This window comes from Streptomyces sp. NPDC048442, from assembly GCF_040651475.1.
Lineage (GTDB): Bacteria > Actinomycetota > Actinomycetes > Streptomycetales > Streptomycetaceae > Streptomyces.
In genome coordinates this window covers 394,277-415,100 of the sequence record NZ_JBEZKB010000002.1, presented here as the reverse complement: position 1 = coordinate 415,100, position 20,824 = coordinate 394,277, and the positions used below count along the sequence as shown (strand labels likewise).

The following is a 20,824-nucleotide window of genomic DNA, read 5'->3' as shown; positions in this document are numbered from 1 at the left end:
GGGAGGACTCCTTCTTACTTCTTGGACGGGTGCTTGGGCCGCTGCGGACCCTTGCGCTGCCCGGACTTGGCTTGGCGTGCGGAACCGGCGGGCTTGCCGGCCGTGGGCTTGGCGTCCTGCGCCTCGTCCTTCTTCTCCAACGACGTCTTGGAGCCGGAGTCCTCGGAAACCTTGGCGGCCGTGCCCTGCTGTGCGGTGGCGGACTGACGCTTCGCCTTGGTCTGGCGCTTGGGCTGCTGGCGCTTGGCGAGGGACGCTCCGCCCTCGTCCTCTGCGACCGCAGTGCTGCTCTTCACGATCGAGCCGTCCGGCTCTGCCACCAGACCGGCCTTGGCCAGGCCGTTGATGAACTTGCGCTCGACGTCGTTGCGGTCGGTCCCCTTGGCGACGATCACCTTGACGACGTTGCGCTTGCGCCGCGCCTTGACCTCGCCCGTGGCCACCGTGCTCTTCAGCAGACGCTGCAGGTAGGAGTCCTGGGCCTTGCTGCCGGGCGTCGGGTTCTGGTTGATGACGTACATCTGCTGGCCCATGGTCCACACGTTGGTGGTCAGCCAGTAGACGAGGACACCGACGGGGAAGTTGATGCCCATCACCATGAACATCACCGGGAAGATGTACATCATCATCTTCTGCTGCTGCATGAACGGCGTCTTGACCGTGAGGTCGACGTTCTTCGTCATGAGCTGGCGCTGCGTGAAGAACTGCGACGCCGACATCATCACGATCATGACTGCGGTGACGATCTTGACCGAGGTCCCCGAGGCACCCAGGTCAGCAACCTTGTCCGCGTTGTCCATGAACTTCGCGGCCAGCGGGGCACCGAAGATGTGTGCCTGACGGGCACTGTCCAGCAGCGACTCGTTGATGACGCCGATCTTCTTGCCGTCGGCGATGGCGGAGAGCACGTGGTACAGGGCGAAGAAGAACGGCGACTGCGCCAGGATGGGAAGGCACGAGGAGAGCGGGTTGGTACCCGTCTCCTTGTACAGCTTCATCATCTCTTCGGACTGACGCTGCTTGTCGCTCTTGTAGCGCTCCTGGATCGCCTTCATCTTCGGCTGGAGCACCTGCATGTTCCGCGTCGACTTGATCTGCTTCACGAAGAGCGGGATCAGGCAGATACGGATCAGCACCACGAGGGACACGATGGACAGGCCCCAGGCCCACCCTGTGTCCGGGCCGAAAATGGCCCCGTACACCTTGTGGAACTGGACGATGACCCAGGAAACAGGCCAGGTGATGAAGCTGAACAGACTGGCAATCGTGTCCACTAATCAAGCTCCTTGAGCATTGGGCGAGGTCTCTGCGGCCGGGCTCGGGGTGTCGGGGGCCGATCCCCGAGAAGACACGCCAACGGCGGACTTCTCGCCCTTGCTGCCGCGCCACGCGTCGCGCAGCGCTTCGTGCCACCGCCGCCTGGTACGTGGCGGGACATGGTCCACACCACCGGGCGACCACGGGTTGCACCGCAGGATGCGCCAGGCGGTGAGGGCAGTTCCCTTCACCGCACCGTGCCGGTCGATGGACGTGAATCCGTAGTGGGAACACGACGGGTAGTACCGGCAGACCGGCCCGAGCAGGGGGCTGATGGTCCACTGGTACAGCTTGATGAGTGCCAGCAGCGGGTACTTCATCGCGTGCCTCTCCCCCGACCTTCGGTATGGGGAGCCCCGCCCAGCAGCCGCTGCAGTGCGGCGTCCAGGTCTCGGGCCAGCTGTGCGTGGTCGGCGTCACCCGCTCCGGGCAGCGCCCGTACGACCACCAGGCTACCGGGGGGCAGCTCGGCGATCCTGTCGCGCATGAGGTGGCGCAGTCTCCGCTTCACCGCATTGCGTACCACTGCGACGCCAACGGCCTTGCTCACGACGAAACCCGCACGCGTCGGGGGAGAGCTCTCCCCTGCCGCGTGCGGGTCCGTTGCACCGCTACTGCGTAGGTGGACGACAAGAAGCGGGCGGCCTGCGCGACGCCCTCGTCGTACTGCGGTTGCGAAGTCCTCGCGCCGCCTCAGCCGATTCTCGGTAGGCAGCACGTCATGACCCGTACGGGATCAGGCGGACAGCTCAGTGCGGCCCTTGGCACGGCGGTTCGCCAGGATGGCGCGGCCGGCGCGGGTACGCATGCGCAGACGGAAGCCGTGGGTCTTGGCACGACGGCGGTTGTTCGGCTGGAAGGTGCGCTTGCTCACTCGGGGGCTCCAGAAATGAATCGGGGGTGGCGAACACATCGCCTGGCTGTCACCGTGCGCCCACGAGGAAGCTCGCAACGCTCTCAGTGCACCGCTTCACGATCATTGACCATGATCTTTGCCCATCGGAGGCAGGCGGCAGCAGCCATCGACAACTCGACCTGGTTACGGTACGCGCGGCTACGCCATCCGGTCAAACCGGGGCTTCCCGGAGCCGCTTTGTGCACAGCCTGTGGACAACAACTTGAACCGTGTGAGCTGCCGCGACTACCGTGGCCAAACCTGGATTCAGGCTTTCGTAAGCATGCGGCCCGTCTGTCCGTGCCTGCCCAGCCTGTCCATTCCGTCCCGTCCCGAGAACCACACCTTCGTGGGACCTGTGAGAGAGCGTGCCCTGTGGCTGACGTACCTGCCGATCTTGCCGCAGTGTGGCCACGCGTGCTGGAGCACCTGCTCGGCGAGGGCCAGCAGGGCTTCGAGGCCAAGGACAGACAGTGGATCGAGCGCTGCCAGCCACTCGCGCTGGTCGCGGACACCGCCCTCCTCGCCGTGCCGAACGAGTACAGCAAGCAGGTCCTGGAGGGCCGGCTCGCCCCGCTCATCAGTGAGGCGCTGAGCCACGAGTGCGGCCGCCCGATCCGCATCGCGATCACGGTGGACGACTCCGTCGGCGAGTCCCCCGCACCCCAGCCCATGCGGCAGCAGCCCCAGCAGCAGTCCCCGTACCAGGGACAGCAGCAGAGCCAGCAGCACGACGACCCGCAGCAGCGCGACGTACGCGACCACCGCGATGCACGCGACAGCAGAGATACGCGCGACAGCCGGGACGCACGCGACACCTACGACTCCTACGGGCGCCGTCAGCAGGACGACGGTCTGCCCACCGCCCGCCCCGCCTACCCCGAGTATCGCCAGCAGTCGCGCCCCGCGCCCGGCTCCTGGCCCGGCGAGCAGCAGGACGACCACGGCGGCTGGCAGCAGCCCCGGCTCGGCGGGTTCCAGGAGCGCGACTCCTACTCCCGGCCGCCGCAGCACGACTACCGCTCCCAGCTGCCCGACCGGCAGCCCTACGACCAGCAGTCGCAGTACGACCACCAGCGCCAGGAGCGCTCCGAGCGCCAGGACCAGGGCCCGCGCCACGGCGGCGGCCAGAACCTGCCGGCCGCCAGCGGTGCACCGGGCCCGCTCGCCGCGCAGCCCGCGCCGGCCCCCGGCCCCGGTGAGCCGCAGGCCCGCCTGAACCCGAAGTACCTCTTCGACACCTTCGTCATCGGCTCGTCGAACCGGTTTGCGCACGCGGCCGCAGTCGCCGTCGCCGAGGCGCCCGCGAAGGCATACAACCCCCTCTTCATCTATGGGGAGTCCGGGCTCGGCAAGACGCACCTGCTGCACGCGATCGGCCACTACGCCCGCAGCCTCTACCCCGGCACGCGTGTGCGGTACGTGAGCTCGGAGGAGTTCACCAACGAGTTCATCAACTCGATCCGCGACGGCAAGGGCGACGCCTTCCGCAAGCGCTACCGCGACGTGGACATCCTGCTCGTCGACGACATCCAGTTCCTCGCGAGCAAGGAGTCGACGCAGGAGGAGTTCTTCCACACCTTCAATACGCTGCACAACGCGAACAAGCAGATCGTGCTGTCCTCCGACCGGCCGCCCAAGCAGCTGGTCACGCTGGAGGACCGGCTGCGCAACCGCTTCGAGTGGGGTCTGACCACCGACGTACAGCCGCCGGAGCTGGAGACGCGGATCGCGATCCTCCGCAAGAAGGCCGTGCAGGAGCAGCTCAATGCCCCGCCGGAGGTACTGGAGTTCATCGCCTCCCGCATCTCGCGCAACATCCGCGAGCTGGAGGGGGCACTGATCCGGGTCACGGCCTTCGCGAGCCTGAACCGGCAGCCGGTGGACCTCGGTCTCACCGAGCAGGTACTGAAGGACCTCATTCCCGGTGGCGAGGACGCCTCGCCGGAGATCACCGCGCCGGCCATCATGTCGGCCACCGCGGACTACTTCGGTCTGACGGTGGACGACCTGTGCGGATCGTCGCGCAGCCGCGTGCTGGTGACGGCCCGGCAGATCGCGATGTATCTGTGCCGGGAGCTCACGGACCTCTCGCTGCCGAAGATCGGCGCGCAGTTCGGCGGCCGCGACCATACGACGGTGATGCACGCGGACCGCAAGATCCGGGCCCTGATGGCCGAGCGCCGCTCCATCTACAACCAAGTCACCGAGCTCACCAACCGCATCAAGAACGGCTGACAGAGCCGGCTGTACGTCTGCGAGGGCGCCAGGAGAAGCATTCTCCCGGCGCCCTTTTCTTCGTCCCGGCTTCGTCCCTGCGTCGTCCCGAGACCTCCAGGACGTCATCCGGAGCGTTGTCCCAAGGCTGTTGATGCCCACGCCAGGCTCGCCGCTGTTCGAATTTGGCCCCGTGGGCTGGAGTTCTCCACAGATCCTGGGACGATGTTCCGTCCACACCCTGGGGACTGGGAAGTTGTCCCGATTGTGTCCACAGGGGCGGTTGCTGAGACTTCATCACCCCAGGTCAGGTGGTTGTGGAATTGTGGCAAACCTTGATCCACAGGCTGTGGACAAGTTTTTCTTCCACAGGGGGCCGATTGAGTTGTCCACGGGCGGCCCACAGGCTCCGGGGTCTTGTCCCCAGCTTCTCCACACGGCTGTCCACTGTTCGGCAACACAACACCCCCTCTCACTGGGTCGAGTGAAAGGCGTCACACCAAGGGGGTCGGTTGGGCTGTGGGGAAGGTGGGTAAAGCTGGGGACACAGCTGTGGGGAAGTCACCCCTGCCTGTGCATCGGGTGTGCAGAACTTTTCGCCGTCCACAGAAACGGCAGGTTGTCCACGGGTTCCACCCACAGGCGCGGTGGACAAAAAAGTGGGTCTGAGCTGCGGAAACGGGGTTATCCACGGTTTCCACAGGCCCTACTACTACTCCCACTAAGAGTTAGCCCAGAATCCGCATCGAAGAAGGCCCTGTGCACAACTCGGCCCGGATGCTCCTGGCGCCTCTCGCCACGACTTGACCGGCAGCCGTACGGACTGTCGGTGACGTGCGTCAGACTGGTCCCCGGTGAACTTCCCCGGCCGATGCCGGGAGACACCGGTCAGACGACGAAAGCCAGCAGGGCGAGCCAGCAACAGCAGGAGGCGGTTCCGGTGAAGATCCGGGTGGAGCGCGATGTACTCGCGGAGGCGGTGGCCTGGACGGCCCGCAGCCTCCCGGCCCGTCCGCCGGTGCCCGTCCTCGCGGGCCTTCTGCTGAAGGCCGAGGAGGGCGCGCTGAGCCTCTCCGGCTTCGACTACGAGGTTTCGGCCCGTGTGTCGGTCGACGCCGAGGTCGAGGAGGACGGCACGGTCCTGGTGTCCGGCCGGCTGCTTGCCGACATCTGCCGGGCACTCCCCAACCGCCCGGTGGAGATTTCCACAGACGGTGTACGGGCGACCGTGGCCTGTGGCTCCTCGCGATTCACACTCCACACCCTCCCTGTGGAGGAGTACCCGGCGCTGCCGCAGATGCCGACCGCCACGGGCACCGTCCCCGGTGAGGTCTTCGCGTCCGCCGCTGCCCAGGTGGCCATCGCTGCCGGCCGTGACGACACGCTGCCGGTGCTGACCGGTGTGCGTATCGAGATCGAGGGCGAGACGGTCACGCTGGCGTCGACCGACCGCTACCGCTTCGCGGTCCGCGAGTTCCTGTGGAAGCCGGAGGACCCGGAGGCGTCCGCGGTCGCCCTGGTGCCCGCCAAGACGCTCCTGGACACCGCCAAGTCGCTGACCAGTGGTGACACGGTGACGATCGCGCTGTCCGGCTCGGGCTCCGGCGAGGGCCTGATCGGCTTCGAGGGCGCGGGCCGTCGTACGACGACTCGTCTGCTCGAAGGCGACCTGCCGAAGTACCGGACGCTGTTCCCGACGGAGTTCAACTCGGTCGCGGTCATCGAGACCGCCCCGTTCGTCGAGGCCGTCAAGCGTGTGGCGCTGGTCGCCGAGCGGAACACTCCGGTCCGGCTGACCTTCGAGCAGGGCGTGCTGATCCTCGAAGCGGGTTCCAGCGACGATGCACAGGCTGTGGAGCGCGTCGACGCGAACCTCGACGGCGACGACATCTCGATCGCCTTCAACCCGACGTTCCTGCTGGACGGCCTGAGCGCGATCGACTCCCCGGTCGCCCAGCTGTCCTTCACGACGTCCACCAAGCCGGCGCTGCTCAGCGGCCGCCCGGCCGCGGACGCCGAGGCGGACGACGCGTACAAGTACCTGATCATGCCGGTGCGGCTCTCGGGCTGATCCCACAGGACTGCGGTGCAGGCCCGGGGCCCAGGTGGCGCCGGGCCTCACGTGCCCCTCGGGCCATCCGCGCAGGCCGGGCGTAGGCTCGGACCTTGGGTACGAATCGCCTCGAAGGTTAAGGAATCTCTGATGGAGCTCGGTCTCGTCGGCCTCGGCAAGATGGGCGGCAACATGCGCGAGCGCATCCGCCGCGCAGGTCACACCGTCATCGGTTACGACCGCAACGCGGACGTCGCTGATGTCCACAGCCTGGAAGAGCTTGTGGGCAAGCTCAAGGGGCCGCGCGTGGTCTGGGTCATGGTCCCGGCCGGTGACGCCACCCAGTCCACGATCGACGCGCTGGGCGAGCTGCTGTCCCCCGGCGACGTGGTCGTCGACGGTGGCAACTCGCGCTGGACGGACGACGAGAAGCACGCCGAGGAGCTGAAGGCCAAGGGCATCGGCTTCGTCGACTGCGGCGTCTCCGGCGGTGTCTGGGGCCTGGAGAACGGCTACGCGCTGATGTACGGCGGCGACGCCGACGACGTGGCGAAGGTGCAGCCGGTCTTCGACGCGCTCAAGCCCGAGGGCGAGTTCGGCTCGGTCCACGCGGGCAAGGTCGGCGCCGGCCACTTCGCGAAGATGGTCCACAACGGCATCGAGTACGCCATGATGCAGGCGTACGCCGAGGGCTGGGAGCTCCTGGAGAAGGTCGACTCCGTCACGGACGTGCGCGAGGTCTTCCGCTCCTGGCAGGAGGGCACGGTCATCCGTTCCTGGCTGCTGGACCTGGCGGTCAACGCACTGGACGACGACGAGCACCTGGAGGGCCTGCGCGGCTTCGCCGCCGACTCGGGCGAGGGCCGCTGGACCGTCGAGGCCGCCATCGACAACGCGGTGCCGCTGCCCGCGATCACAGCCTCCCTGTTCGCGCGTTTCGCGTCGCGTCAGGACGACTCCCCGCAGATGAAGATGATCGCCGCGCTGCGCAACCAGTTCGGCGGTCACGCGGTCGAGTCCAAGAAGAAGTAGGACCGCAGCAACAGCAGGACACAGTCGGGGAAGGTCGGCGCACCACCATGCACGTCACGCATCTGTCGCTGGCCGACTTCCGCTCGTACGCCCGGGTCGAGGTTCCGCTCGACCCGGGCGTCACCGCGTTCGTGGGGGCGAACGGGCAGGGCAAGACGAATCTCGTCGAGGCGGTCGGCTATCTGGCGTCCCTCGGCAGCCACCGGGTGTCCTCGGATGCTCCGCTGGTACGGATGGGGGCCGAGCGGGCGGTGATCCGGGCCGCCGTCACACAGGGCGAGCGCTCCCAGCTGGTCGAGCTGGAGCTCAATCCCGGCCGGGCCAACCGTGCCCGCATCAACAGGTCGTCGCAGGTCAGGCCGCGTGACGTGCTGGGCATCGTACGAACCGTCCTGTTCGCGCCCGAGGATCTCGCGCTGGTGAAGGGTGATCCCGGTGAGCGCCGCAAGTTCCTGGACGAGCTGATCACGGCGCGCTCGCCGCGCATGGCCGGGGTGCGGTCGGACTACGACCGTGTGCTCAAGCAGCGCAACACCCTCCTCAAGTCCGCGGCGATGGCCAGGCGGCACGGCGGCCGCTCGATGGACATGTCCACCATCGACGTGTGGGACCAGCACCTGGCGAAGGTCGGTGCGGAGCTCCTCGCGCAGCGGCTGGATCTGATCGCGGCGCTTCAGCCGCTGGCCGACAAGGCGTACGAGCAACTCGCGCCCGGTGGTGGCCCGGTGGCGCTTGAGTACCGCAATTCGGCGCCGGGTGAGGCGCTGTCGCGCGAGGACCTGTACGGGCAGCTGATGGAGGCGCTCGCCGGGGCGCGCAAGCAGGAGATCGAGCGGGGCGTGACGCTGGTCGGCCCGCACCGGGACGAACTGCTGCTGAAGCTGGGCCAGTTGCCCGCGAAGGGCTATGCGAGCCACGGGGAGTCCTGGTCGTACGCGCTGGCGCTGCGGCTGGCTTCGTACGATCTGCTGCGTTCGGAGGGCAATGAGCCGGTGCTGGTCCTCGACGACGTGTTCGCCGAGCTGGACGCACGCCGCCGGGAGCGGCTGGCGGAGCTGGTGGCTCCGGGGGAGCAGGTGCTGGTGACGGCGGCGGTGGACGACGACGTTCCGGGAGCGCTGGCGGGGGCCCGTTATGCGGTCGCCGACGGTGAGGTGACCCGACTGTGAGTGCCAAGGACAAGAACGGGTCCGCCGTGCCGGAGCCGAAGCCCGCTTTGGAGCCGAAGCACGGTCCGGGACCCAAGCCCGCTTCGGCGACGGGGGTGCCGGAGTCCTCGGGCGTGGACCTGGCCCGTCAGGCGTTGGCTGCGGCGAAGGAGCAGGCGCGCGCCCGGGGTGCGGCGGCGCAGCAGAAGAAGACGGTGCGCCGGGGCGGCAGCCTGCGGTCGGGGTCGGGTGCGGACGGCCGGGACCCGCTGAAGCTGGGTGCGGCGCTGGACCGGCTGAAGACCGAGCGGGGCTGGGAGATGCCGATCGCGGTCAGCGGGGTGATGGGGCGGTGGAAGGACATCGTGGGGCCGGACGTCGCCCAGCATTCGGAGCCGCTGAAGTTCGACGAGGACGAGCGGGTCCTGGTGGTGCGGTGCGATTCGACGGCGTGGGCGACCCAGCTGAAGTGGATGATTCCGGATCTGCTGCGGCGGCTCAACGGTGAGCTCGGCCGGGACACCGTACGGCTGATCAAACTGCAGGGGCCGAATGCTCCGCAGCGCCGGTACGGCCCGCTTCGGGCGCCGGGGAGCACCGGGCCCGGCGATACGTACGGGTAGGGCTGGTCCGTCCATGTTTCACGTGAAACATGGCGAGGATGTTTCACGTGAAACCGCGCGGTGGGAGTGAGGCGTCCCTCACCGTAGTGGGAGGTTGACAGCTCGAAGCCCTGGACGCCGGTGTGAGCCGCCTGGAGCCCCTCCCCGGATATGGGGAGTAGGTCGGCCCCGGTTCGGGGCGGCACATGCGGACTCAGGTACCGGCAAACCCCCATTCATGTCCGCGCTACCGGTAGACTGATGCGTAGTCCTCGCTTGTTTCGCGGGGCACATCGACTCACACAGAACGACGCAGCCGCTCCTGCCTGCCTGGGGATGGGGATTCCCCCAGCCGACGGCAGGGGATGGGCCTGTGCTGTGCCAGAAAGGGCGCTTCGTGGCCGATTCCGGCAACCCCAACGAAATCAGTCAGTCCACCGCAGGCGAGGACGGAGGCGGCGCCTCCTCTCAGGTGGTCCCCGCCGCGGCGGTCGCAGCCGTGTCCATGGGAGCCAACAACTCCTCCTACGACGCCAGCGCGATCACCGTCCTGGAAGGCCTGGACGCGGTCCGCAAGCGACCGGGCATGTACATCGGCTCGACCGGTGAGCGTGGTCTGCATCACATGGTGCAGGAAGTGGTCGACAACTCGGTCGACGAGGCCCTGGCTGGCCACGCGGACATGATCGACGTGACGATCCTGGCCGACGGCGGCGTGCGCGTGGTCGACAACGGCCGCGGTATCCCCGTCGGCATCATCCCGTCGGAGGGCAAGCCTGCCGTCGAGGTCGTGCTGACGGTCCTGCACGCGGGCGGCAAGTTCGGCGGCGGCGGTTACGCCGTCTCCGGCGGTCTGCACGGCGTGGGTGTGTCCGTGGTGAACGCGCTGTCGCAGCGCGTCGCGGTGGAGATCAGGACCGACGGCTACCGCTGGACGCAGGAGTACAAGCTCGGTGTGCCGGTGGCGCCGCTGGAGCGGCACGAGGCGACCGACGAGACCGGCACCGCGGTGACGTTCTGGGCCGACGGCGACATCTTCGAGACCACGGAGTACTCCTTCGAGACCCTGTCGCGGCGTTTCCAGGAGATGGCGTTCCTCAACAAGGGACTGACCATCAGGCTGACGGACGAGCGGGAGTCGGCGAAGGCCGTCGCCGGTGCGGACTCGGCAGAGGGCGCGGACGAAGAGCAGGTGCGTACGGTCACGTACCACTACGAGGGCGGCATCGTCGACTTCGTGAAGTACCTGAACTCGCGCAAGGGTGAGCTCATCCACCCGACCGTCATCGACGTCGAGGCCGAGGACAAGGAGCGGATGCTCTCGGTCGAGATCGCGATGCAGTGGAACTCGCAGTACAGCGAGGGCGTGTACTCGTTCGCGAACACGATCCACACGCACGAGGGCGGTACGCACGAAGAGGGTTTCCGTGCGGCGATGACGGGTCTGGTGAACCGGTACGCCCGCGAGAAGAAGTTCCTGCGCGAGAAGGACGACAACCTCGCCGGTGAGGACATCCGCGAGGGTCTGACCGCGATCATCTCGGTGAAGCTGGGCGAGCCGCAGTTCGAGGGCCAGACGAAGACCAAGCTGGGCAACACGGAGGCGAAGACCTTCGTGCAGAAGGTCGTGCACGAGCACCTCAACGACTGGTTCGACCGCAATCCGAACGAGGCGGCGGACATCATCCGCAAGGCGATCCAGGCCGCCACGGCCCGTGTCGCCGCCCGCAAGGCGCGCGATCTGACCCGCCGCAAGGGTCTGCTGGAGTCGGCGTCGCTGCCGGGCAAGCTCAGCGACTGCCAGTCGAACGACCCGACGAAGTGCGAGATCTTCATCGTCGAGGGTGACTCCGCCGGCGGCAGCGCGAAGTCCGGCCGCAACCCGATGTACCAGGCGATCCTGCCCATTCGAGGCAAGATCCTGAACGTCGAGAAGGCGCGGATCGACAAGATCCTCCAGAACACCGAGGTCCAGGCGCTGATCAGTGCCTTCGGTACCGGTGTGCACGAGGACTTCGACATCGAGAAGCTCCGCTATCACAAGATCATCCTGATGGCGGACGCCGACGTCGACGGTCAGCACATCAACACGCTGCTCCTGACGTTCCTGTTCCGCTTCATGCGGCCGCTGGTCGAGGCGGGGCACGTGTACCTGTCGCGTCCGCCGCTGTACAAGCTCAAGTGGGGCCGTGACCACGTCGAGTACGCGTACTCCGACCGTGAGCGCGACGCGCTTCGCGAGGCGGGCGAGCAGCAGGGCAAGCGCATCAAGGAGGGTGACCTCCAGCGTTTCAAGGGTCTCGGCGAGATGGATGCCGAGGAGCTGCGCATCACCACGATGGACGTCGACCACCGTGTGCTCGGCCAGGTGACGCTCGACGACGCGGCCCAGGCCGACGACCTGTTCTCGGTGCTGATGGGTGAGGACGTCGAGGCACGGCGCTCGTTCATCCAGCGCAACGCCAAGGACGTCCGCTTCCTCGACATCTGAGTCGGTCTGTCGCTGACCGCTTCGAAAGGATTTTGACCAGCAATGGCCGACGAGAACACCCCCGTTACCCCCGCCGCAGAAGAAGAGCAGGTCATGCGGATCGAGCCCGTCGGGCTCGAGACCGAGATGCAGCGTTCGTATCTCGACTACGCGATGTCCGTCATCGTGGCGCGTGCGCTTCCGGACGTACGGGACGGTCTGAAGCCCGTCCACCGCCGTGTGCTGTACGCGATGTACGACGGCGGTTACCGGCCCGAGAAGGGCTTCTACAAGTGCGCCCGTGTCGTCGGTGACGTCATGGGTACGTACCACCCGCACGGCGACTCCTCGATCTACGACGCGCTGGTGCGGCTGGCGCAGCCGTGGTCGATGCGGATGCCGCTGGTGGCCTCCAACGGCAACTTCGGCTCCCCGGGCAACGACCCGGCGGCCGCGATGCGCTACACCGAGTGCAAGATGGCGAACCTCTCCATGGAGATGGTGCGCGACATCGACGAGGAGACCGTCGACTTCACGGCCAACTACGACGGCCGTAACCAGGAGCCGACGGTTCTGCCGGCCCGTTTCCCGAACCTGCTGGTCAACGGCTCGGCGGGCATCGCGGTCGGTATGGCGACGAACATCCCGCCGCACAACCTGCGCGAGGTCGCCGCCGGTGCGCAGTGGTACCTGGAGAACCCGGAGGCCTCCCACGAGGAGCTCCTGGACGCGCTGATGGAGCGCATCAAGGGCCCCGACTTCCCGACCGGCGCGCTGGTGGTGGGCCGCAAGGGCATCGAGGAGGCGTACCGGACGGGCCGCGGCTCGATCACGATGCGCGCCGTGGTGGCGGTCGAGGAGATCCAGAACCGGCAGTGCCTGGTCGTCACGGAACTCCCGTACCAGACCAACCCGGACAACCTGGCGCAGAAGATCGCCGACCTGGTGAAGGACGGCAAGGTCGGCGGCATCGCGGACGTCCGGGACGAGACCTCGTCGCGCACCGGTCAGCGCCTGGTCGTCGTGCTGAAGCGTGACGCGGTCGCCAAGGTCGTGCTGAACAACCTGTACAAGCACACCGACCTGCAGTCGAACTTCGGCGCGAACATGCTGGCGCTGGTCGACGGGGTGCCGCGCACGCTGTCGCTGGACGCGTTCATCCGGCACTGGGTGACGCACCAGATCGAGGTCATCGTCCGGCGTACGCGCTTCCGTCTGCGCAAGGCGGAGGAGCGGGCGCACATTCTGCGCGGTCTGCTCAAGGCGCTGGACGCGATCGACGAGGTCATCGCGCTGATCCGCCGGTCGAACACGGTCGAGATCGCCCGTGAGGGCCTGATGGGCCTGCTGTCGATCGACGAGATCCAGGCGAACGCGATCCTGGAGATGCAGCTGCGCCGACTGGCCGCTCTGGAGCGGCAGAAGATCGTCGCCGAGCACGACGAGCTCCAGTCCAAGATCAACGAGTACAACGCGATCCTGGCCTCCCCGGAGCGCCAGCGCGGCATCGTCAGCGAGGAACTGGCCGTCATCGTCGACAAGTTCGGCGACGACCGGCGCTCCCAGCTGGTGCCCTTCGACGGCGACATGTCCATGGAGGACCTGATCGCCGAGGACGACATCGTCGTCACCATCACCGGTGGCGGCTACGTCAAGCGCACCAAGACCGAGGACTACCGGTCGCAGAAGCGCGGCGGCAAGGGCGTGCGCGGCACGAAGCTGAAGCAGGACGACATCGTCGACCACTTCTTCGTGACGACCACACACCACTGGCTGCTGTTCTTCACGAACAAGGGCCGGGTGTACCGGGCGAAGGCGTACGAGCTTCCGGACGCGAGCCGGGACGCGCGTGGTCAGCACGTGGCGAACCTCCTCGCGTTCCAGCCGGACGAGAAGATCGCGCAGATCCTGGCGATCCGGGACTACGACGCGGCGCCGTACCTGATCCTGGCCACCAAGGGCGGCCTGGTGAAGAAGACGTCGCTGAAGGACTACGACTCGCCCCGTTCGGGTGGTGTCATCGCGATCAACCTGCGGGAGACCCCGGACGGCAGCGACGACGAGCTGATCGGCGCGGAGCTGGTGTCGGCCGAGGACGATCTGCTGCTGGTCAGCCGGAAGGCCCAGTCGATCCGGTTCACGGCGACGGACGACGCGCTGCGTCCGATGGGCCGCGCCACATCGGGTGTAAAGGGCATGAGTTTCCGCGAGGGCGATGAACTTCTCTCGATGAATGTCGTCAGGACCGGTACGTTCGTCTTCACCGCAACCGACGGCGGGTACGCGAAGCGCACCCCCGTCGACGAGTACCGCGTCCAGGGCCGCGGCGGTCTGGGCATCAAGGCCGCCAAGATCGTGGAGGACCGGGGTTCGCTCGTCGGTGCGCTGGTGGTGGAGGAGACGGACGAGATCCTCGCCATCACGCTCGGCGGTGGTGTGATTCGTACGCGAGTCAGCGAAGTCAGGGAGACGGGCCGTGACACCATGGGCGTCCAACTGATCAACCTGGGCAAGCGGGATGCCGTTGTCGGCATCGCCCGCAATGCCGAGGCCGGCCGTGAGGCCGAAGAGGTCGACGGCGTCGATGACGGCCCGGAGACCGAAGCGGACGGTGCGGTCGCTGCTACGACCGCTGCCGAAGTCGTCGAGGGCGCAGAGCCTTCGGCAGGGGAGCACGAGGAGTAGGTCGTGAGTGGAGCCACGGGCACCGGAGGAAACGCTTCCGGTGCTGGAGCACCCGGTGCCCGTGGCTCTGCCGCGGACTCCCAGGGGGGAACTGTGACGGACACCCGGGGGCCGCAGCCCCAGCAGAACTACGACGGGTACGCGGCCGGGCCGCTGCCCGGCGAGCGGGACCAGCCGGGCCAGGGGCCCGGATCCCAGCCGTACCACCCGCCGCAGGCCTACCAGGCGACACAGGGCTCTCAGCAGGGCGGCGGTGCCACCCAGGGTGGCCAGCGCGGTCCTGCTTCCCAGGGTCAGGGCGGCGGCGGTACGCAGGGAGGGCAGACCGGGGCCGTGCGGTTGCCCCGTACCGGTGCGCGGACGACGCCTCGTACGCGCAAGGCCAGGCTGCGGGTGGCGAAGGCCGACCCGTGGTCGGTGATGAAGGTCAGCTTCCTGCTGTCGATCGCGCTGGGCATCTGCACGGTGATCGCGGCGGCCGTGCTGTGGATGGTCATGGACGCCATGGGCGTCTTCGCGACCGTCGGCGGCACGATCAGTGAGGCGACCAGCTCGACGGCCGGGTCCGGCGAGAGCAGCGGTTTTGACCTGCAGTCGTTCCTGTCGCTGCCGCGGGTGCTGATCTTCACGTCGGTGATTGCGGTGATCGACGTGGTGCTGGCGACGGCGCTGGCGACGCTGGGTGCCTTTATCTACAACCTGTCGGCCGGATTCGTGGGCGGTGTGGAGCTCACGCTCGCCGAGGACGAGTAGGACCTCGCGGAGGGGGGCGGAGAACCGATTTTGGCACTGCCCCCCACGTGCGCTAATCTTCAGAAGTCAGCGCGCGAGCGCGGCGGGGCTATAGCTCAGTTGGTTAGAGCGCATCCCTGATAAGGATGAGGCCACAGGTTCAAATCCTGTTAGCCCCACAGTTACCGGTTGGCCCGGACGAGGAAGTTCTCGTCCGGGCCAACCGCTTTTGTGCGTCGCGAAGTTGAACCCCCCGGTAGGTCACCGATCGGTATCGGCCGGTGTGTATAGTCGGCCGCCAAAGGTCTCCTACGTCATGGAAAGACGAGGTAGCGCGGTGAAGAAGCTTCTCCTGGTCGCACTGGCCGCCATTGGCGGGCTCCTCGTGTACCGCCAGATCCAGGCGGATCGCGCCGAGCAGGATCTGTGGACGGAGGCGACTGACTCCGTGCCCGCAGGTTCGGGTGTGTGAGCTCCAGTAGTCAGAGTGCAGGAACCCCGGTCGCTGATGCGGCCGGGGTTCTTTGCTGTGTAAAGGGCTGTGTGCCGCCGGGTTTGGTGAAAGTGGCCGTTGTGGGACAGTGACCCAACCCCCTTGTGTTCTCTTGCGCAAATCACTGGCTTGCGAGAGCAAACTCAATGATGCGAGGGGGCTCGGTGAGGGCTCGGGTGGCGGCCGTTGTGGTCGGCGGGGCTTTGCTCGGGGTGCTGGCGGGGATTTCGGCCGCCGGGGCCGCGAATGTTTCACGTGAAACCGGGCCGGGCGTTTCACGTGAAACATCGGGCGGGGGTGCCGACCGGGGTGGCCTGGTGATGGTGCTCGACTCCTCCGGCTCGATGGCCGACGGCGACGGATCCGGGCGTACGCGGATGGAGGTGGCCCGCAGTGCGGTGTCCGCCGTGGTGGACGGGCTGCCGGACGGCCATCCGACCGGGCTGCGGGTGTACGGCGCCGACCTGCCCAAGGGGTGCGCCGACACCCGCCTCGTACGGCCCGTACGGAAGCTCGATCGGGAGGCGTTGAAACGCGCCGTGAACGGCGTGCAGCCCAAGGGGGGCACTCCCGTCGGCCTGTCCCCCCTGAAGGCCGCACAGGACCTTCCCAGGGCTTCTGACGGGTCGATCGGGCAGCGCACCGTCCTGTTGATCTCCGACGGTGAGGACAACTGCGGTACGCCGCAGCCCTGCGAGGTCGCCGAACAGCTCGGCCGCAGCGGCGTCGGCTGCGCATCGACGCCGTCGGCTTCCAGGTGAAGGGTGCGGCCCGCAAGCAGCTGGAGTGCATCGCGGAGGCGGGCAACGGGCGTTACTACGACGCCCCCGAAGCTGCGGCGCTGGCCCGCCGGCTCCAGCGCGCCGCCCAACTCTCCGCGGACGGCTACCGCTTCCGCGGCAAACGGGTCGAGGGCGCGTCGGTCCGGGGCGCCGCACCGGCCCTGACGCCCGGTCAGTACCTCGACACCATTGGGCCGGGCGAGACCCGGTACCGACGCGCTGAAGGCCCCGCATCGAGTACGACGGGAGCAGCGCCTGCGAGAACAGCACCGAGCGCTTTCTCCAGAACGAGGGCGCCACACCGCTGACCACGGCCGTCGCCCGGGTGCCCAGAAGGCGCCGCTGCCGGCCGGCGACCCGAAGGGCGTGCGGGGCGGCACCGGCTTCAACGACGCCAGGCAGCTCGGCGCCGGCGTGTGGCGCGACCGGATCCTGCCCTCGCAGACCCTCTGGTGCAAGGTGCCGGCGGGCTGGGGGCAACAGGTGCGCTACGACGTGGAGTTCGCCAACGAGCCCACGGTCGAGGGCGGTGCAAGCGTCATGTCGTACGGCATGAAGCAGGTCTGCACGCCCGCGCGGGCGCCCGTCGGCAGCGGAAGCGGCGGCTTCGACCCGAAGACGCTCTACACCGCGGAGGTCGCCGAGAACCCGCGGGTCGGGGTGGTCCTGCGCGTTGCGGTCCTCGGTGACGCACGCTCAGGACCCCAGTACGACGCGCCTCTTGTGAAGGGGCGGGCCGCTCCCGCTCCGAGCCCCGCCGGGGAATCGGTCACCCGGGCGGACAGCCCCGGGGCGGGCGGGGCAGGATGGTCCGGCACCGCGATCGCCGCGGTGGCGGGCGGGACGGTCGTGGTGGTTGCCGGGGCTGTACTCCTCGCGGTGCGGCGCCGGACGTCGGCGAACACGACAAGGGGTGGCTCGTGATGGGGCAGCGCAGCAGAGGCCGGGGGCTTCCGGGCTCCAGGGGCCTGGGCAGGACGCTCGCCGGGGTGGCGGCGCTGTGTGCGGTGGTGGCACTGCCGGGGCAGGCGCTGGCGGCGGGCACGCCCGCACCGTACGTCTTCGACACGGCGGCCGAGCCGGTCCGCGGGGCCGCGAGCACGGCGGACGCACCGGCGCTGACCGCCGGGGCGACGTACAAGGACAGCATCGGGCCGAAGGGCAAGCTGTTCTACCGGCTCGACCTCGACGCCAAGAGCAACGCGTACGTGTCCGCGGTCGCCGTGCCCAAGAACGGCCCCAAGGTCGGGATCGGCGACGACCTCAAGGTGTCGGTCCTCGACCGCAGCAACAGCTCCTGCGACTCCGGCGACAGCGTGGGCTTCGGGTCGGCCGATTACGCCCGGCCGATCAGCACCTACGCGGCGCGGACGATCGAGGCGGGCTCCAGCAGCTGCCAGGAGGCCGGCACGTACTACGTGCTCGTCGAGCGGTCCACGGCGGCCACCTCCGCGCCGGAGGACTGGGCGCTGGAGATCCGCTACCAGTCCGAACCCGGCCTGAAGGCGGCCGGGCCGACCGAGGCGTCCAAGAGCTGGCCCAGTGCCTCTCCCGCCCCGCCCTCCGGCGGGCCGCAGAAGCGCCACGGCGGGACGGGCTTCAACGACGCCACCGGGCTGACCACCGGCGAGTGGCGCGACGAGATCAAGGCCGGGCAGTCGCTCTTCTACCGGGTGCCCGTCGACTGGGGACAGCAGATCTTCTCCGACATCGACCTGCACAGCGCCGTCGGGGCGAAGAACGGGTTCGTGGGCAGTGCCGTCTCCTTCGACCTGTACAACCCCGCGCGCGGGTTCGTTCAGGACGCCAGCTCGATGTCGTACGACGGGAAGCAGAAGACGGCAGCGATGGATCCGCTGCCGCCCGTGGCGTACGAGAACCGCTTCAACTCCAGCAGCGGCGACGGGGACATGCAGCTTGCGGGCTGGTACTACCTGCGGGTCACGCTGAGCCCGAAGGTCGGTACGACCTTCGGGGACAAGCCGTACGGGTTGACGCTGCGGGTCAGCGTGAAGGGCGACAAGCGGGCGGGGCCCGCCTACGCGGGGGCCGCCGGGGACTTCGGAGTCTCGGAGGACGACCGGGACGCGGCGGCCAGCGGGCAGAGCGGTGCGCAGGCCGCGCAGAGCAGCACGATGCAGCTCGTCGCGGCGACCGGGATCGGCTCAGGCACCGTGCTCGTCCTCGGACTCGGGGTGTGGACGCTGCTGGCGCGGCGCCGGGCGGGTGCGGTCGAAGGGCCGCCGCAGTCCGCACCCACACCCGCACCCCAGCAGGGGTACGGGCCGCCTCCGGCCTCCTGGTAGGCCCGGCGTACAGACCCTCCGGCGGTACGGACCGCCGGGCGCGGGTCAGGTCTGGGTCAGGGCCCAGATGCCCACGGCGAAGCAGATCAGCGCGAGCACCAGCACCGGGACCGTCACCTTCGGGGGCGGTCCCGGCCGCTTTTGCACGGCCGGTGTCCGGCCCGGGTACGGAACCGGCGCCGCCGGGCGGGGAACCCCGGGGCCTGGTGCGGGGTATCCACGGGTGGGCGGCACTTGGTGGTCGACCACGGCGGTCGGTGCCTGGTGCGGGCCGGGAACGGAACCGAGGAAGGGCGGAGCCGGGTGGGCGGGCACGCCGGACGAGGGCGCGGCAGGCGCCGGAGCCGACGGAGCCGGAGCCGCCGGAGCCGAGAGCTGGGACGGGAAGGACTGGGGTGCTACCGGGCCCTGCTGCGGGGGCGGGGCGAGGTGGAAGCTGCCGGTCTGCGACATGGCCGCGTGCTGCGGGGACGGGGACGGGGACGGAGACGGGGCCTGGGCCTGGGCTTCAGCCTGGGCCTGGGCTTCAGCCTGCGCCTGGGCCTGGGCCTGGCCGGGGTGGGGTGCGGCGGCCGGCTGCGGGGCGGCAGGCAGGGGGCCGGACGGGCCGAAGCCCGGCGGCAGCGGGCCGATCTGGTCGAAGACCTCGACCGGGTCCTCGTCGGGGGCGGCCTCGGGGAGCATCTCGACGGCTGCGGTCAGCGCCTTGCGCGCCCCCGTCGCCGTACGGAACCGGGCCTGCGGGTCCGGCTGGAGCATTCCCGCGACGACCTGCCACAGGGGCTCCGGGATGCCCTCCGGGGCGGTGGGGGTCCCGTGCGAGGCGAAGTGCTCGATGAGAGCCTTGGAGTCCGGCTTCTGCCCCTGGAGCAGGTAGAGGGCGACCAGACCGACCGCGAACAGGTCGGCGGGGAAGTCCGGTTCGGCGCCCATCATCTGTTCGGGCGCGAAATAGCCGGGAGTGCCGACGACGTAGTCGGTCTCGGTCAGGCGGGGTTCGCCCTTGCGCATCGAGATGCCGAAGTCGGAGAGACGCAGGTGCGGACGGCCGGTGCCGGTCGCCTCCAGGAGGATGTTCGCGGGCTTGATGTCGCGGTGCACGACCCCCTCCGCGTGCACCGCGGCGAGCCCGGCGAGGAGCTGGTCCAGGAGGGTGCACACGAAGCGGGGCGGGAGCGGGCCGTAGTCCCCGATGACGTGGGCGAGCGAACCGCCGCTCACCAGCTCCATCGTGAACAGGACCTTGTCGTCGTCCGCAGCCCAGCTGGCAGGCGCCAGGACGTGCGGATGGTCGATGCGCAGCGCCTGCTCGCGCACGAAGCGCAGCAGAGTGTGGGCATCGCTCTGCTGAAGCACCTTGGCCGCGACGTAGCGGCGCCTCCGGTGGTCCCAGGACCGCCAGACCGCGCCCATTCCGCCCCGCCCGATCGGGTCGATCAGCTCGTACCGGCCCGCGAATATCTCACCCATTGTGCTGCGCCCGCTCCCGGTCCGCCTCGTGTCGCCGCCGGTGTCCCTGCCGGCGGCCCGTCAGCTCTGATGTGCCTCGTAGTGCGCGACAGCCTCCGCGGTGCGCCCGGCGCCGTACACCCGTAGGAACTCTGCCAGTTCCGGGTGGTCCACGGCGAGGGAGTCCGCGGCGTGGATGATGTCCCCGGCCCCCGCCACCGAGCGCAGCAGCGACTGGATCTCGCGCACCACGCGCCGCACCGTCGGCGCGCCCGAGCTCGCCGTCGTCTGGCTGGTGGCGTTCAGGACGGATCCGCCCTGTGACTTCTTGATCTCCTCCATGCGATCGGTCGCCTCCCCCGCGCTGACACTTCCGTCGGCCACCTGGCCGGCCAGATCCTGCAGTGCCTGGACACGCTGGACCACGGCAGGGTTGCCGATCTTGGCGCGCTGGCCGCTCATCAGCTGGGACAACATGGGCGCGGACAGGCCCAGTACGGCGGCGAGCCGGGCCTGGTTGAGCCCCAGATCGTCGATGAGCCGACGGAAGAGCGCCCCCAGCGGCTCCCCGTACCAACTGCGCTGAAGCTCCCTGGCTCTTGCCGCGGCTTCCTGTTGTGCTGCGTCCATCTGCGTCTCCCCT

The 20,824-nt window shown here is 68.7% G+C and carries 19 protein-coding genes and 1 tRNA gene; 14 read left to right on the top strand and 6 right to left on the bottom strand.

The genetic code is table 11. The features are described from left to right. Positions 1-14 precede the first annotated feature (14 nt). Genes yidC through rpmH form a run of 4 tightly spaced genes read right to left on the bottom strand, consistent with a single transcriptional unit; the run spans position 15 to position 2,191 of the window. Positions 15-1,274: a membrane protein insertase YidC gene (yidC, locus tag AB0D18_RS05765; RefSeq protein ID WP_362413283.1), complete on the bottom strand. Its 1,260-nt coding sequence runs from the start codon at positions 1,272-1,274 to the stop codon at positions 15-17. A gap of 3 nt (positions 1,275-1,277) precedes the next feature. Further along, positions 1,278-1,637, bottom strand: a complete 360-nt coding sequence (gene yidD / locus AB0D18_RS05760) for a membrane protein insertion efficiency factor YidD (protein WP_362413281.1) — start codon at positions 1,635-1,637, stop codon at positions 1,278-1,280. After that, positions 1,634-2,035 carry a ribonuclease P protein component gene (gene rnpA, locus AB0D18_RS05755; RefSeq protein WP_362413279.1) on the bottom strand — a complete coding sequence of 134 codons (402 nt, stop codon included), beginning with the start codon at positions 2,033-2,035 and terminating at the stop codon, positions 1,634-1,636. Before rnpA ends, yidD begins: the two co-directional genes overlap by 4 nt. A gap of 18 nt (positions 2,036-2,053) precedes the next feature. Beyond that, entirely contained in the window at positions 2,054-2,191 is a 138-nt protein-coding gene (rpmH, locus tag AB0D18_RS05750) for a 50S ribosomal protein L34 (RefSeq protein ID WP_014137019.1), read from the bottom strand. Positions 2,192-2,587: 396 nt separating this feature from the next. Here rpmH and dnaA point away from each other — a divergent pair, with 396 nt between their 5' ends. The 14 genes from dnaA (at position 2,588) to AB0D18_RS05680 (ending at position 18,732) form a co-directional block, all read left to right on the top strand. Continuing rightward, entirely contained in the window at positions 2,588-4,450 is a 1,863-nt protein-coding gene (dnaA, locus tag AB0D18_RS05745) for a chromosomal replication initiator protein DnaA (protein ID WP_362413277.1), read from the top strand. 919 nt (positions 4,451-5,369) lie between these two features. Next, positions 5,370-6,500 carry a DNA polymerase III subunit beta gene (dnaN, locus tag AB0D18_RS05740; protein ID WP_362413439.1) on the top strand — a complete coding sequence of 377 codons (1,131 nt, stop codon included), beginning with the start codon at positions 5,370-5,372 and terminating at the stop codon, positions 6,498-6,500. Positions 6,501-6,632: 132 nt separating this feature from the next. Next, a complete protein-coding gene (gene gnd / locus AB0D18_RS05735; protein ID WP_362413275.1) occupies positions 6,633-7,514 on the top strand; it encodes a phosphogluconate dehydrogenase (NAD(+)-dependent, decarboxylating) in 882 nt (293 codons plus the stop codon). 47 nt (positions 7,515-7,561) lie between these two features. Continuing rightward, entirely contained in the window at positions 7,562-8,683 is a 1,122-nt protein-coding gene (recF, locus tag AB0D18_RS05730; protein WP_362413273.1) for a DNA replication/repair protein RecF, read from the top strand. 47 nt (positions 8,684-8,730) lie between these two features. Then, on the top strand, positions 8,731-9,285 hold the full coding sequence (locus AB0D18_RS05725; RefSeq protein WP_362413437.1) for a DciA family protein: 555 nt from the start codon (positions 8,731-8,733) through the stop codon (positions 9,283-9,285). A 352-nt stretch (positions 9,286-9,637) separates the two neighbouring features. Then, positions 9,638-11,755 carry a DNA topoisomerase (ATP-hydrolyzing) subunit B gene (gene gyrB, locus AB0D18_RS05720; protein ID WP_362413271.1) on the top strand — a complete coding sequence of 706 codons (2,118 nt, stop codon included), beginning with the start codon at positions 9,638-9,640 and terminating at the stop codon, positions 11,753-11,755. 42 nt (positions 11,756-11,797) lie between these two features. Then, a complete protein-coding gene (gene gyrA / locus AB0D18_RS05715) occupies positions 11,798-14,419 on the top strand; it encodes a DNA gyrase subunit A (protein WP_362413269.1) in 2,622 nt (873 codons plus the stop codon). Between the two features lie 93 nt (positions 14,420-14,512). Beyond that, a complete protein-coding gene (locus AB0D18_RS05710) occupies positions 14,513-15,172 on the top strand; it encodes a DUF3566 domain-containing protein (RefSeq protein WP_362413267.1) in 660 nt (219 codons plus the stop codon). Positions 15,173-15,256: 84 nt separating this feature from the next. Then, positions 15,257-15,330 (top strand) — tRNA-Ile (locus tag AB0D18_RS05705). A gap of 158 nt (positions 15,331-15,488) precedes the next feature. Beyond that, entirely contained in the window at positions 15,489-15,623 is a 135-nt protein-coding gene (locus tag AB0D18_RS05700) for a DLW-39 family protein (protein WP_003958712.1), read from the top strand. Between the two features lie 341 nt (positions 15,624-15,964). Next, positions 15,965-16,405 carry a VWA domain-containing protein gene (locus AB0D18_RS05695; RefSeq protein ID WP_362413265.1) on the top strand — a complete coding sequence of 147 codons (441 nt, stop codon included), beginning with the start codon at positions 15,965-15,967 and terminating at the stop codon, positions 16,403-16,405. Beyond that, positions 16,402-16,734 carry a hypothetical protein gene (locus AB0D18_RS05690; protein ID WP_362413263.1) on the top strand — a complete coding sequence of 111 codons (333 nt, stop codon included), beginning with the start codon at positions 16,402-16,404 and terminating at the stop codon, positions 16,732-16,734. Before AB0D18_RS05695 ends, AB0D18_RS05690 begins: the two co-directional genes overlap by 4 nt. 58 nt (positions 16,735-16,792) lie before the next feature. Then, positions 16,793-17,350 (top strand): hypothetical protein, encoded by a 558-nt coding sequence (locus AB0D18_RS05685; protein WP_362413261.1) that lies wholly within the window; start codon positions 16,793-16,795, stop codon positions 17,348-17,350. Further along, positions 17,350-18,732, top strand: coding sequence for a hypothetical protein (locus AB0D18_RS05680; protein WP_362413260.1), 1,383 nt, complete (start codon positions 17,350-17,352; stop codon positions 18,730-18,732). Before AB0D18_RS05685 ends, AB0D18_RS05680 begins: the two co-directional genes overlap by 1 nt. A gap of 45 nt (positions 18,733-18,777) precedes the next feature. On the opposite strand, the gene AB0D18_RS05675 is transcribed toward AB0D18_RS05680, so the two are convergent. After that, the gene (locus AB0D18_RS05675) at positions 18,778-20,202 is read right to left on the bottom strand and encodes a serine/threonine-protein kinase (RefSeq protein WP_362413258.1); all 1,425 of its coding nucleotides are present in this window, start codon (positions 20,200-20,202) and stop codon (positions 18,778-18,780) included. A 60-nt stretch (positions 20,203-20,262) separates the two neighbouring features. After that, positions 20,263-20,811: a DNA-binding protein gene (locus AB0D18_RS05670; protein ID WP_362413256.1), complete on the bottom strand. Its 549-nt coding sequence runs from the start codon at positions 20,809-20,811 to the stop codon at positions 20,263-20,265. Between the last annotated feature and the right edge of the window lie 13 nt (positions 20,812-20,824).